Annotated in this window: 11 protein-coding genes and 1 other annotated feature; of the genes, 10 read left to right on the top strand and 1 reads right to left on the bottom strand. The window is 37.4% G+C overall.

Translation table 11 applies throughout. The annotated features are described in order from the left end of the window. The first annotated feature begins 11 nt into the window (after positions 1-11). The 7 genes from JR050_RS19095 (at position 12) to ysxE (ending at position 7,414) form a co-directional block, all read left to right on the top strand. Positions 12-830: a cytochrome C assembly family protein gene (locus JR050_RS19095; protein ID WP_204205253.1), complete on the top strand. Its 819-nt coding sequence runs from the start codon at positions 12-14 to the stop codon at positions 828-830. A 46-nt stretch (positions 831-876) separates the two neighbouring features. Beyond that, positions 877-1,809: a hydroxymethylbilane synthase gene (hemC, locus tag JR050_RS19090; protein WP_204205252.1), complete on the top strand. Its 933-nt coding sequence runs from the start codon at positions 877-879 to the stop codon at positions 1,807-1,809. Next, positions 1,809-2,597, top strand: a complete 789-nt coding sequence (locus JR050_RS19085; RefSeq protein ID WP_204205251.1) for a uroporphyrinogen-III synthase — start codon at positions 1,809-1,811, stop codon at positions 2,595-2,597. The genes hemC and JR050_RS19085 overlap by 1 nt, the downstream gene beginning before the upstream one ends. Then, positions 2,594-3,568 carry a porphobilinogen synthase gene (hemB, locus tag JR050_RS19080; protein WP_204205250.1) on the top strand — a complete coding sequence of 325 codons (975 nt, stop codon included), beginning with the start codon at positions 2,594-2,596 and terminating at the stop codon, positions 3,566-3,568. The genes JR050_RS19085 and hemB overlap by 4 nt, the downstream gene beginning before the upstream one ends. 15 nt (positions 3,569-3,583) lie before the next feature. Next, the gene (gene hemL, locus JR050_RS19075; protein WP_204205249.1) at positions 3,584-4,873 is read left to right on the top strand and encodes a glutamate-1-semialdehyde 2,1-aminomutase; all 1,290 of its coding nucleotides are present in this window, start codon (positions 3,584-3,586) and stop codon (positions 4,871-4,873) included. 292 nt (positions 4,874-5,165) lie between these two features. Beyond that, the gene (gene spoVID / locus JR050_RS19070) at positions 5,166-6,278 is read left to right on the top strand and encodes a stage VI sporulation protein D (RefSeq protein WP_204205248.1); all 1,113 of its coding nucleotides are present in this window, start codon (positions 5,166-5,168) and stop codon (positions 6,276-6,278) included. Positions 6,279-6,373: 95 nt separating this feature from the next. Beyond that, positions 6,374-7,414, top strand: coding sequence for a spore coat protein YsxE (gene ysxE, locus JR050_RS19065; protein ID WP_204205247.1), 1,041 nt, complete (start codon positions 6,374-6,376; stop codon positions 7,412-7,414). Positions 7,415-7,806: 392 nt separating this feature from the next. Here ysxE and JR050_RS19060 read toward each other — a convergent pair whose 3' ends face one another. Continuing rightward, entirely contained in the window at positions 7,807-8,001 is a 195-nt protein-coding gene (locus JR050_RS19060; RefSeq protein WP_204205246.1) for a hypothetical protein, read from the bottom strand. Between the two features lie 178 nt (positions 8,002-8,179). After that, positions 8,180-8,439 (top strand) — a binding site (T-box leader). Positions 8,440-8,527: 88 nt separating this feature from the next. On the opposite strand from JR050_RS19060, the gene JR050_RS19055 reads away from it, so the two are divergent. The 3 genes from JR050_RS19055 (at position 8,528) to JR050_RS19045 (ending at position 14,338) form a co-directional block, all read left to right on the top strand. Further along, on the top strand, positions 8,528-11,173 hold the full coding sequence (locus JR050_RS19055) for a valine--tRNA ligase (RefSeq protein ID WP_204205245.1): 2,646 nt from the start codon (positions 8,528-8,530) through the stop codon (positions 11,171-11,173). 57 nt (positions 11,174-11,230) lie between these two features. Continuing rightward, positions 11,231-12,532: a bifunctional folylpolyglutamate synthase/dihydrofolate synthase gene (locus JR050_RS19050; protein WP_204205284.1), complete on the top strand. Its 1,302-nt coding sequence runs from the start codon at positions 11,231-11,233 to the stop codon at positions 12,530-12,532. A 108-nt stretch (positions 12,533-12,640) separates the two neighbouring features. Beyond that, positions 12,641-14,338, top strand: coding sequence for a sensor domain-containing diguanylate cyclase (locus JR050_RS19045; protein ID WP_204205244.1), 1,698 nt, complete (start codon positions 12,641-12,643; stop codon positions 14,336-14,338). Positions 14,339-14,395: the final 57 nt, after the last annotated feature.

Below are 14,395 nucleotides of genomic sequence, written 5' to 3'. Positions count from 1 at the left end.
GATTTTGTAGTATGAGCTGGGTTTATGATCTAACGATTATCATATATGCTTTGAGTGTATTGCTATACTTTATCGACTTTTTAAACAACAACCGGAAGGCAAATCGAATCGCCTTCTGGTTGCTTTCTATTGTCTGGCTTTTGCAGACGGTATTTTTTCTTATCAGAATGATTGAAACAGGTAGAATCCCGATCCTAACGATATTTGAGGGATTATATTTTTACTCGTGGGTATTAATTACGTTATCACTAGCCATTAATCGTTTTATACGAGTAGATTTTATCGTGTTTTTTACAAATGTCCTTGGATTCTTCATAATGGCCTTACATACTTTTGCTCCAGCTCAGCACCAGTCTACGCTACTTGCGGAACAACTAGTATCTGAGCTTTTATTTATTCACATTACAATGGCTATTTTATCGTATGGAGCGTTTACCATATCGAGTGTTTTTTCTATTTTGTATTTGTTGCAGTATAATTTACTTAAGAAGAAAAAGTGGGGCAAACGTCTCATCCGACTAGGAGATTTATCAAAGCTAGATCATATGTCAAATGTATTAAATATGATTGGAGTTCCCATGCTATTACTATCGCTAATTTTAGGGTTATTATGGGCATATATAAAGCTAGATCATTTCCAGTGGTATGACTTTAAAGTACTCGGTTCCTTCTTTGTTTTAACGACGTATAGCTATCTTTTATACTTGCGGTTCGGAAAAGGACTTGAGGGGAAAACAATGTCTACGTGGAATGTAGCGGCATTTCTAGTATTACTGATCAATTTCTTTTTATTTGGTAGTTTATCAAGGTTCCATATTTGGTATTCATAACAGAATGTACTTAAACACTGGTAGAACGTGTTTTAAGGAGGAAATCATGAGGAAAATTATTGTTGGTTCTAGAAAAAGTAAACTTGCATTAACACAAACAAATTGGGTTATCGAACAATTGAAGGCGCTTGGAGGACCCTTTGAATTCGAACTAAAGGAATTTGTCACAAAAGGTGATGTTATTCTTGATGTAACACTTTCTAAAGTGGGCGGAAAAGGATTATTTGTAAAAGAGATTGAACAAGCAATGCTCGATAAGGAAATTGATATGGCTGTACATAGCATGAAGGACATGCCTGCCGTATTACCAAAAGGTTTAACAGTTGGTTGTATGCCAAAGCGTGTTGATTACCGAGACGCGTTAATTTCAAAGGGAAACGTTTCATTAGCTGAATTAAAAAAAGGTGCGGTTGTAGGAACAAGTAGCCTTAGAAGAAGTGCACAGCTATTAGCAGCTCGACCTGATTTAGAAATAAAGTGGATTCGTGGAAACATCGATACACGTTTAGCTAAATTAGAAACAGAAGAGTACGACGCGATTATTCTGGCTGCAGCCGGCTTACAACGTATGGGATGGTCAGAAGAAGTTGTAACTGAATACTTAGACATAGATACATGCTTACCAGCTGTAGGGCAAGGGGCTTTATCAATTGAGTGTCGCGAAGATGATCATGAGTTAAGGGAGCTCCTTTCTAAATTTAATGATGCAACTACAGATGTTACAGTTAGTGCAGAAAGAGTCTTCCTACATGAACTAGAAGGAGGCTGCCAAGTACCAATTGCCGGATTTGCAGAACTCGCTTCAGATGGACAAATCTCCTTAACTGGTTTAGTTGGTACTCCGGATGGAAAAACCATTTTTAAAGAAACTGTATCGGGATCTGATTATGAAAAGGTTGGGAAAGAAGTAGCTGCCAGGTTAAAAGAAAAGGGAGCAGCCGATGTGATTAGTCAGGTAAAGAAGGAGCTTGAAAAGTAGTGGCTTCCTTGCCTTTACAAAATAAAAAAGTTTTTATAACTCGCGCTGAAAAACAAAGTGAAGATTTTATATTCCAAGTTTTAAAATATGGAGGGGAGCCAGTTGCTCTCCCTTTAATTGCGTTTAAAGCAGCGACTCTTACGGAAGAGCAGCAACAATTACTTCATAAAGCTTCTACATATGATTGGCTTATTTTTACGAGTGCGAACGGAATTGATTTCTTTTTTGAACAGTTAGAATCAAAAAACATTGAGCCGGATTTCTCATCGAACAAAATTGCTGTAGTTGGAGAGAAAACGCATAAAGCGTTATCGAAATATGGACTAACAGCAACCATAATGCCAAGAGAATTTGTAGCAGAGGGGCTCGTTTACACCTTTAAAGAATACGATATGAAAAATCAAAAAGTTCTTTATGTGAAAGGTAATCTTTCTAGAGGTGTGATTCCTGAGCAAGTAAGATTGCTAGGAGCTAACGTGGATGAGCTAACAGCCTACGAAACATACTGTCCTACTTCATCAGAAAGATTAACAGAATTACTTTCAACATCAATTGATGTATTTACATTCACGAGTCCATCTACTGTTCAAAACTTTGTTCGCTTGTTAGACGGTGAAAATTGGAAGAAGTGGATTGATTCAGCGGTTATATGCTGTATTGGCCCGATTACAAAAGCTGCTGCGGAGAACGTTGGGTTAAACCCAAAAATTGTTCCAACTACATATACAATAGAATCCCTAGTACATGAAATCGTTATGTATTATAACCATAAGGAGGAAGTAAAGTGAATATTGATCGTCATAGACGTCTTCGTCGAACATCTGCCCTGCGTGAGATGGTTAGAGAAACCTTTTTACATAAAGAAGATTTTATTTATCCGATTTTTGTTGTTGAGCAAGAGAATTATAAACATGAAGTTCCTTCTATGCCAGGAGTTTATCATTTATCACTAGACTTGTTATTAGAGGAAATTCAAGAGGTTGTATCACTTGGACTTAAATCTGTTATTTTATTTGGAGTTCCAAACGAGAAGGATGATGTTGGGTCTTGTGCATATGACGAGAATGGCATCGTTCAAAAAGCAACACGACTTGTAAAACAACAATACCCTGAGTTGGTAGTAGTAGCTGATACGTGTCTTTGTCAATACACATCCCACGGTCATTGTGGAGTTGTAGAGGACGGTTATGTGCAAAACGATAAATCATTGAAGCTGTTAGCGAAAACAGCTGTAAGCCAAGCGAAAGCGGGTGCTGATATTATTGCACCATCTAATATGATGGATGGCTTCGTTGCAGCTATTCGTCAAGGATTAGATGAAGCTGGTTTTGTTGATGTACCTATTATGTCTTACGCTGTGAAATATGCTTCAGCATTCTACGGTCCATTTAGAGACGCAGCACATAGCACACCACAATTTGGAGATCGTAAGACCTACCAAATGGATCCGGCAAACCGCTTAGAAGCTTTGCGTGAAGCAGAATCAGATTTAAATGAAGGAGCAGACTTCTTAATCGTGAAACCTGCGTTATCGTATTTAGATATCATGCGCGATGTGAAAAATAACTTTAACGCTCCAATCGTTGCTTACAATGTAAGTGGAGAATATTCCATGATCAAAGCCGCAGCTCAAAATGGTTGGATCTCTGAAAAGGAAATTGTATTAGAAAAGCTTATTAGTATAAAACGTGCAGGAGCCGATTTAATCATTACATATTTTGCAAAAGATGCGGCTAGATGGTTGTCCGAGAACGAATAACAGGAGGCACATACAATGAAGCAATATACGAAATCTAAAGAAGCATTTAAGGAAGCGAAAGAGGTTCTTCCAGGGGGTGTAAACAGCCCAGTTCGTGCATTCAAATCAGTAAAGATGGACCCAATTTTCATGGAACGAGGAAAAGGTTCTAAAATCTATGATATTGATGGAAATGAATATATTGATTATGTATTATCCTGGGGCCCGTTAATTCATGGACATTCGGATGATACAGTTGTAGAGGCAATCAAAAAGGTAACAGAGTCAGGTACAAGCTTCGGTGCGCCAACTTTACTCGAGACAGAAGTTGCGAAAATGGTTATTGAACGCGTACCGTCAATCGAGATGGTACGTATGGTGAGTTCAGGTACAGAGGCAACAATGAGTGCACTACGCTTAGCTCGTGGTTTCACTGGCCGTAATAAGATTATGAAGTTTGAAGGCTGTTATCATGGCCATGGAGACTCTCTATTGATCAAAGCAGGTTCTGGTGTTGCGACACTTGGACTTCCAGACAGCCCAGGTGTACCAGAAGGTATTGCTCAAAACACAATCACAGTTCCTTACAATGATATTGAAAGTGTGAAATATGCGTTTGAACAATTTGGAGATGACATTGCCGGAGTGATTATTGAACCGGTTGCTGGAAACATGGGAGTTGTCCCTCCACAACCAGGTTATCTAGAAGGCTTAAGAGAGATTACGACGCAATATGGCGCTCTATTAATCTTTGATGAAGTTATGACAGGATTCCGTGTTGGTTATCATTGTGCACAAGGAGAGTTTGGAATTACACCAGACCTAACCTGTTTAGGGAAAGTAATTGGTGGTGGACTACCTGTTGGCGCTTACGGTGGCAGAAGAGAAGTTATGGAGCAAATCGCACCAAGTGGACCAATCTATCAAGCCGGTACGTTATCAGGAAATCCATTAGCAATGACTGCAGGATATGAAACGCTTAAAAAGCTGACTCCAGATAGTTACGAAGAATTTGATCGTAAAGCAAACAGGCTAATCTCAGGAATGAAACAAGCTGCAGAGAAGTATAACATTCCACACCAATTTACAAGAGCAGGGTCAATGGTTGGTTTCTTCCTAACTAATGAAGAAGTAACAAATTATGAACAAGCAAAGACATGTGATCTAGATATGTTTGCTGAGTATTACCAATACATGCTCGAAGAAGGAGTTTTCTTACCACCTTCACAATTTGAAGGGATGTTCCTATCGACCGCACATACAGACAAAGATATCCAAAAGACAATCCAGGCAGCTGAAATGGCATTTTCCAAGCTTGCTAAATAATTTTAAGGCACCATCTCATTTTTTATGGGATGGTGCTTTTTTGTATGGATATGGATGTTGTGAGGGGATAACCTGATGAGTTGATTCGGATCAAAATGGAGGAATTCTTTAAAGTACTTCAGAAAACGGGAAAACCCCACAATACGTAATGAAAAAAGTAAATATCCCATGCAAGCTCATAAGAAATAAAAGCTCTCTAATTTAAAATTTCCTTCATAAATGGGCAAGTTTTATCATATGTCTTAAATGACATCTTAATAATTTTGATGGGGGTTTGAAAGGAGGAACGGACTTGACTGTTGATAACCAATCGTCGATACGATTTACAGTAGAAGAATCCATTTGGTTTGAAAAAGGACAGGAAGTATCTGAACTGCTATCTATGTCATTAGATCCAGAGATTAGCATTCAAGAGCATGAACAATATATATCTGTTAGAGGAGGATTAGTTCTAACAGGAGAATATCATGCACGTAATACAGAGGATGAGAATAATCGTGAATTTCCTACAGGTGCTAGAGTTGTTCAGGAAGTGACATGTCGAGAAGATGGAGTTTCTTGCTTAACGCATAAATTCCCAGTTGATATTACAATTCCAAAGAACAGAATTCAAAGCTTAAATGATGTTTATGTGTCAATCGAGTCGTTTGACTATGAACTTCCTCAAAGAGGGAATTTACTGTTAGAAGCAGAATTAGCGATTACTGGTATTTATGGTGATCAAGAGGAAGCAACTTCGCCTGTTGAAAGTGAACCGGTTTCTGCAGTAGCAGTTGAAGAAGAGGTAGTGGAAGAAACGAATGAACTACCTAGAGAAGAAGAACTAGTTCAGCCTTTAATGAGAGGCTTTGATGAAGAGCCTGATAGTGAAGAGGCAGAAGAAGATTCAAGTCCTTTCACACCTTTTGTCGTAGAAGCGAAGAGAGACCCTAGCTTAAGCGAAGAAGCTGTGGAGGTATTTAGTGAAGTAGAAGAACTAGAAGAAGAGCAAGAAGTAGAGCAAGAAGTAGTAGAAGAAGAGTTTTTAAATGCAAATGAAGAAGAAGAGGTTGCAGAAGAAGTAGCCGATGAGGAAGCATATGTGTTCACAAGACAGGCGCCTCAATTTGAATTCAAGAGCAGGATTGAAACAGAAAAAGCAGAAGTAGAAAATGATGATTCTGCGGAGCACGGCAAACGTGATGAGAATACATTGTATTTAACAAAGATCTTTGCAAAAGAGGATGAATCTGAAACGACTAGACTTAAAATGTGTATCGTCCAAAAGGATGAATCACTTCAAGCAATTGCAGAAAGATACGAAGTACAACCACAAACACTCATAAGAGTGAACAATTTAGAGAGAGAGGATTTAGCTGTCGGCCAAATCCTTTACATTCCAGTTCCAGCTGTGAGCGGGAAATAAGAAGAGAAAAACGTGAGAGAGTGATGACTCCTCACGTCTTTCTTTAGATAGTTAAAAAATCTGCACAGACAACATAAAGGAAGTGCACATGAAAGATGACTACTAATGTTAATCATAAGTATCAACTTCTTTTAAATGAATATGGAATAGAAGCGGAGTATATTGAGGATTTAGGAAATATCAAAAAAGTACACTCTAATCATGGAGTAGTAGCACTTAAAAAATCCAAAATCCCTTATCCGCATATTAAAGGTTTCTCTGATAATATGAAGTTTTTACACTATAAAGCATATGGATTTGGTGTTCCAATTTACCGTACAAAAACAGGTTCACATATTGTCTATGATGAAGAACATGATGCTTATTATTTAATGCCATGGCTTGAAGATTATGTAGAAGAAGAGAGAAATGATCATGCATTTACGTTATTTAAGCAATTAGGAGAACTTCATGCTAGAACTGTGAAGGAAGAGGAAATTACATCTGAGAATGTAAGCTATTTTATTGAGCAAATGAAAGAGAAATGGAAGAGAAGAAATGAAGAAATGGCTCGGTATGTGGAAAGCTGTGAGGACAAAACTTACATGTCCCCATTTGAGCTATACTTTTGTACGTTTTACCAAGAGATGATTAGAGCGTGTGAATTTGCAATCCGCAAGCTAGATGAGTGGCAAGAGCTAATGGAAGAAAAAGAGACCTACCGGATTGTGTTTACACATGGAAAGCCCTCATTTAAACATTTTTTATATAATGTCGAAGGTCACGGAATGTTTATTAATTTCGAACGAAGCAGCTATTTACCACCAATATATGATCTACTTTATTTCTTCTATCGCTCCTGCAATACGTATCCAATGTCAACAGACGATCGATTTCAATGGTTCCAAACCTACAGAAATCACTTTCCATTAAGAGAAGAAGAATTAACGCTATTTATCACTCAACTGTCCTATCCAGAAAAGATGTACAATGTCGTCACACAGTATCGAACAAACCAAAAAAGTAAAACAGAAATAAAGCATGTTCAAGCTCTGCAACGAGCGTATTGGCAAATGAAAAATATTGAGTATTTCTTAACAAGCGTTGTGATGTATGAAGAACAGAAAAAACAACAAGAAGAATCTCAGCAGGAGTAAGTAGAAGCTAACCTGTATAGTAAAAAAATGATATGAAATAGCAGACCTAAATGATGAAAAATGGTCTGCTATTTTTATTTTATATGTCAGGTGTTTTATTGAATCTTTCTCAATATAGTTCAGTTAACTTAAAATATCTTAAAATAATGCTTATAGGCATATTATCAATAAATGGTAACAAACCGTATGTCCTCCATTATTAAGATTCCATTGGATCAACAGCTAAATGTGAACTAGAGGTTGTTAAACAGTAAGTTAAGTATATTTTTTGTTAAATAGAAAGACGCTTAGGGGAAATTGACCTATACCCTAAGCGTAAGCTTGTTACTGTTAGTAATTTACACGATCACATGTGTTTTCCTAAAGGTTAGATTGGCAATAAAAGCCTTCCATTAAATCCACTCAAGATGAAAACTAACTGCAAGTAAAATAAAGATTGCTAGTACCAATACATCAAAGGTGGTTGGGAGAAATATTGTTCTGATTGCTTGAAAGATGGTTAGGGGAATGATCACTTGTGCAGCTACACCACGACAATAACGTAACCAAGGAGGAAGGGAATAAGGGTTATACCGTCTTCTTTTCATAAACACCCTCCTAATCATTTAATGTTATACATAGGATATGCTCTATAACCTCCAATTGTGACAGATGTCTAGGCAAAATACACAACTTTGTATACAATACAAAAATATTGGAAATACTTATTGACGATTCAGTTTGAATTTCGTAGACTATGTTATATATTAAATTAACAAATAGATGTGAATTGCATCGATAGGGAAGAGTACAGTTTAGCTCCTTCAGAGAGAGAAACCAACTGTGACAAATTTCTTTTGTCCACTGCTGAGAGGTTTCTTAGGTAAGTAACGCTGGAATGTCGCCCTTAAGCAGCTTTTTTGAAATGAAGTAGGAAAAGCCGGCCTCAGCCGTTATCTGATTGAGAGTGCAAGAAAATGTGTATAGAAGCATTTCCTTGCAAAAAAAGGTGGTACCGCGAAAACTTAACTCCTTTCGTCCTTTTATTGGATGAAGGGAGTTTTTTATTTTTATTCAGGCAAGGTGCCAGGCACCACCCGAATTTTGTCGAATTTTTACTAGGAGGGAAAAGAAATGGAAAATCAAGAGCAAACTCTTTCGACGAAGTATGATCCGAAGGCGATTGAAGCCGGTCGATATGAATTTTGGTTAAACGGTAAGTATTTCGAAGCGAAGCCAGACGAAGGGAAGGAACCGTATACAATCGTTATTCCTCCTCCGAACGTTACAGGGAAGCTTCATTTAGGGCATGCATGGGATACAACACTACAGGATATTTTAACGCGTATTAAGCGTATGCAAGGGTATGATGTTTTGTGGTTGCCGGGTATGGACCATGCGGGTATTGCAACACAAGCAAAGGTAGAAGGTAAGCTACGTGAAGAAGGAAAAACACGTTACGACTTAGGACGTGAGAAGTTCCTTGAAGAAACGTGGAAGTGGAAAGAGGAATATGCTGGACATATTCGTCAGCAATGGTCAAAGCTAGGACTTGGTTTAGACTATTCACGTGAACGCTTTACGATGGATGAAGGATTATCAAAAGCAGTTCGTGAAGTATTCGTATCACTTTATAACAAAGGTCTAATTTATCGCGGTGAGCGTATTATTAACTGGGATCCAGCGACGAAGACCGCTCTTTCTGATATTGAAGTAATATACAAAGATGTTCAAGGTGCGTTTTATCATATGCATTATCCACTAGCTGATGGCTCCGGGTCGATTGATGTTGCAACAACAAGACCAGAAACAATGCTAGGTGATACAGCAGTAGCGGTTCATCCAGAAGACGAACGCTATAAGCACTTAATTGGCAAAACAGTGATCCTTCCAATCATTGGGCGTGAAATTCCAATCGTTGGTGATGACTATGTAGATATGGAATTTGGATCAGGAGCAGTAAAAATTACACCTGCACACGATCCAAATGACTTTGAAATTGGTAACCGTCACTCCCTAGAGCGAATTCTTGTTATGAACGAAGACGGTACAATGAATCAAAATGCAGGAAAGTACCAAGGGATGGATCGTTTTGCTTGCCGTAAGCAAATCGTAAAAGATCTTCAAGAACAAGGAACCCTTTTCAAAATTGAAGAACATACTCACTCCGTTGGACATAGTGAAAGAAGTGACGCTGTAGTTGAACCATACCTATCTACACAATGGTTCGTAGATATGCAGCCACTTGCGAAAAAAGCAGTAGAACTTCAACATACGGAAGACAAAGTAAACTTCGTACCAGATCGCTTTGAAAATACGTACCTACGTTGGATGGAAAATATCCGTGACTGGTGTATTTCTCGTCAGCTATGGTGGGGTCACCGAATTCCAGCGTGGTACCACAAGGAAACTGGTGAGGTTTATGTAGGACATGAAGGACCTGCTGATGCAGAAAACTGGGAACAAGACAAAGACGTTCTAGATACTTGGTTCAGTTCGGCATTATGGCCATTTTCAACAATGGGTTGGCCTGATAAAGAAGCAGCGGATTATAAGCGCTATTACCCTGGGAATGTTCTAGTAACTGGATATGATATCATCTTCTTCTGGGTATCTCGTATGATTTTCCAAGCTTTAGAATTTACAGAAAAACGCCCATTTGATGACGTATTAATTCACGGATTAGTTCGTGCAGCAGATGGACGTAAAATGAGTAAATCGCTTGGAAACGGTGTAGACCCGATGGATGTAATTGATGAATTTGGTGCCGATTCATTGCGTTACTTCTTATCAACAGGAAGCTCACCAGGTCAAGATTTACGTTTCAGCGTTGAAAAGGTAGAGTCGACTTGGAACTTTGCGAATAAGATTTGGAACGCTTCTCGTTTCGCATTAATGAACATGGACGGATTAACTTATGAACAGCTTGATTTATCAGGTGAAAAATCAGTAGCTGACAAATGGATTTTAACTCGCTTAAACGAAACAATCCAAGACGTAACGAAGCTGGTTGATAAATATGAATTCGGAGAAGTAGGAAGAATTCTGTACAACTTCATTTGGGATGACTTCTGTGACTGGTACATTGAAATGGCGAAGATCCCATTATACGGTGAAGATGAACAGGCAAAATTAACAACAAGGTCCATTCTTGCTTACGTATTAGATCAAACAATGAGATTATTGCATCCATTTATGCCATTTATTACAGAAGAAATTTGGCAGGCTTTACCTCATCAAGGTGAATCGATTACAGTTGCCAACTGGCCAGAAGTTCGCCCTGAATTATCAGATGAGCAAGCAGCAAGCGATATGAAACTTTTAGTTGATATTATCCGTTCTGTACGTAATATTCGTGCAGAGGTTAATACGCCAATGAGTAAACAAATCAAGTTAGCTATTAAAGCAAAGGATGCTGTAACACTTGAAAAGCTTGAAAGAAATCGCTCGTACATTGAGAGATTCTGTAATCCAAGCGAGCTGACAATGGGTACTGACATCGAAACAACAGAGCAAGCAATGACAGCAATCGTAACTGGAGCTGAACTTTCACTTCCACTACAAGGTCTAATCAATATCGATGAGGAAATTAAGCGATTAGAAAAAGAATTGGATAAGTTAAATGGTGAAGTAGAGCGCGTTCAGAAGAAGTTGAGCAATGAAGGCTTCGTAAAGAAAGCTCCTGAAAAAGTAATAGAAGAAGAACGACAAAAGCAGCAGGATTACACAGAAAAGCGTGACACAGTTCAAAAGCGTATTGATGAACTAAAAGCATTATAATAAATTGTGGAGGCGAATGATCGTCTCCACTTTTTGGGTATGATGGGGGACTTAATGATGAATATGACATACAATGAAGCAATTGATTGGATTCATTCCCGTTTAAGGTTAGGAATTAAGCCAGGACTTAGTAGAATGGAATGGATGATGGAACGGCTTGGTCATCCTGAACGTAATATCCGTGCGATCCATGTTGCAGGAACGAATGGTAAGGGATCAACTGTAAGTTATATCCGTTCTATTTTACAAGAGGCAGGCTACTTAGTAGGTACATTTACATCACCATATATTGAACAATTTAATGAGAGAATAAGTGTAAATGAAGTTCCAATTTCGAATGAAGAAATTGCGATACTTGCATCTAAAATAAAACCACTATCAGACGAGCTCGAAAATACAGAATTAGGTGGACCAACAGAGTTTGAAATTATTACGGCAATGTCGCTTTACTATTTTGGAAAAATGAACCCAATGGATTTTGTTGTATACGAAGTAGGTTTAGGTGGGAGATTTGATTCAACAAATATCATTTATCCATTAGTTACAGTAATCACAACAGTTGGTCTGGATCATACAGCCATACTTGGTGATACAATTGAACAAATTGCATTTGAAAAGGCAGGAATTATCAAATCTGGAGTTCCAGTAGTCACAGGAGTTCATCAAGAGGAAGCACTTCAAGTTATATCGAAAATCGCTAAAGAACACAATGCAGCCGAATACATTTTTGGAAAAGACTTCTTTGTATACAATCAACAATCAACTGAAAAGGGTGAAACCTTTACGTTTCAATCTGAAAGAAGTAATAGTCGTGATCTTCAGATTACAATGAAAGGCTCTCATCAAGTTCTAAATGCATCTCTTGCAATTAAAGCTGTGGAATATTTACAAACGTATTTTTCTGTCCACATCACAGAAGCAGATATAAGAGATGGTTTAGAGAAAATGTTTTGGGTCGGTCGTTTTGAGAAACTATGCGAAAAACCGCTCATTTACGTAGATGGTGCTCACAATCCTGAGGGAGTTAATGAATTAGTAAAGACAGTGAAATCACATTTAAATGGGAAATCAATAACGACTCTGTTCAGTGCGCTACAAGATAAAAAGCTAGATGACATGATAAAGGGAATTGATGAAATTAGTGATAACGTTGTATTTACTTCCTTTGACTTTCCAAGGGCAGCAAGTGCAGAACAGCTACGAACCATGTTCCCGGAAAAAAAATACGAATCTATTCAAAACTATAAACAAGCAATTGATTCGATCCTATTAAAGTTAGATGAAGATCAAGTATTACTAATTACGGGATCACTCTATTTTATTTCAGAAGTAAGAAAGTATATCCTTAAAAAGGGATAGGTAATTAGTAGGGGTATAAATTTCCTAATTTTATTGTGACAGGTATCTGAAAATTTGATAATATAATAGATAGATTTACAAATTTCGTCAAAATTAAGGGGGATATGTATGAACCAATATACTAAGCGGTTGATTTGGATTACATGGTTAGTTGTTTTTCCTTTCTCTACTTGGTTACTATATCTTGCCTATCCCCCATCTATAGTTGGTTATGAACTAGATTTATTATTATTTTTAATTTTAATGTGTATAATGGCCACACTTCCTATTATCGTTAATGATACACCTATATTCTTTACAGACGGTGTATCGCTTGCTGTGTTTTTAGCATTCGGTTTGTTTATCGAAATGGTCTTGATGCAACTAGCAATTTTTGTCCTCATACTTACACTTCGTATAACAAAAGAGAGTTCATTCCGTATCCCAATGAATTCTTTAATGTTTATGGCAATTTCAGTTATCGGTGCTTTAGTCTATTATCTTTTAGGTGGTACTCACGGCTTTATTAATATCCAATCAATGGATACATTTGTACCAGTATTAGGTTATATTGTCTCCACTTTTTTGGCGAATTCAGTACTCTTTTATTTCACTAGAAAAGTCATTTTAAAAAGTGATATTCGATTTTTCTCAAAAGATTTATTATGGGAAGTCATGACATACCTTCTTGTTATGCCAGTTGGTGTCATATTTTACATTCTTTACAGTGAAATAGGAGTTAGAAGTATATTTTATGTAGGCTTACCGATTGTGGCTTTAGCACTTATTCTAAAGCTGTATAGTAAGAGTCAAAACGTTAATAGTTATCTACAAAAAGTTGGAGAGATTGGACATCAATTATCCGAACGAATACAAGTAAATGAAGTGCTAACACAATTTCTAAATAAAATAACAAGTTTATTTCAAGTAGACTATGCCTACATTATTGATGTTAATCATCGTAAAGAGTTTGAAGTAATTCGTTATAATGAAAATGGCGAAGAGAAAGAAGCTGACGCAAAATCATTTCAAATGGCAGAACCATTTTTACAACATGTATATAACGAGAAAAACTCATTATTGTACAAAAGAAGTAAAGAGTGGTTACCTTTTGGGAAAGAGATATTTCCACATGAAGTCGAAAGTGTCATTGCTGCTCCGATCATTCGTCATCAACAAACGGTAGGTATGGTCGTCTTAGCATCCCAGCAAAAGAGAGCATACGAACGGTTTCAATTAATGATCGTGGACATACTAGTGAATTATTTGGCAGTTGCGATTGAAAATGCAAGACATTATGAACAAACTAGAAAAAATAGTGAACATTGTGCACTAACTGGTCTATACAACTACCGTTATTTCGAAACAAGGTTACAAAGTGAGTTTGATAAAGATGTAAACTTGTCTCTGATTTTATTAGACATTGATCATTTTAAAAAAGTAAATGACACATACGGTCACCAAGCGGGGAATCAGATATTGAGTGAGCTAGCTACTCGTCTACTAGACAATGTTGGTGAATTAGGCACTGTTGCACGCTATGGTGGAGAAGAATATGCGATTCTATTGCCAAATATGGACCGAGACCGTGCGTATCAACTAGCTGAATCAATTCGTATATCGTTATATAAAACACCATTTGTTATACAAAATCACTTATCCGAATCTGAACAAGAATTAAACATTCAAATTACTGCTAGTATTGGAGTTGCAGCTGCTCCACAAGATGCTGACGACCCAATTTCATTAATTCGAAATGCCGATCGAGCACTTTACACAGGTGCAAAGCAAAAAGGTAGAAATAAAGTGGCGATATATATGAAATAAACCCTTCGACTTTCGAGGGGTTTATTTAGCTCAATAGTCTTTTAATCTAATCTTATT

The sequence above is a fragment of the Bacillus suaedaesalsae genome (assembly GCF_016890225.1).
Lineage (GTDB): Bacteria > Bacillota > Bacilli > Bacillales > SA4 > Bacillus_BS > Bacillus_BS suaedaesalsae.
The sequence above is the reverse complement of the archived record's forward strand: the minus strand, read 5'-3'. Positions and strand labels throughout refer to the sequence as shown.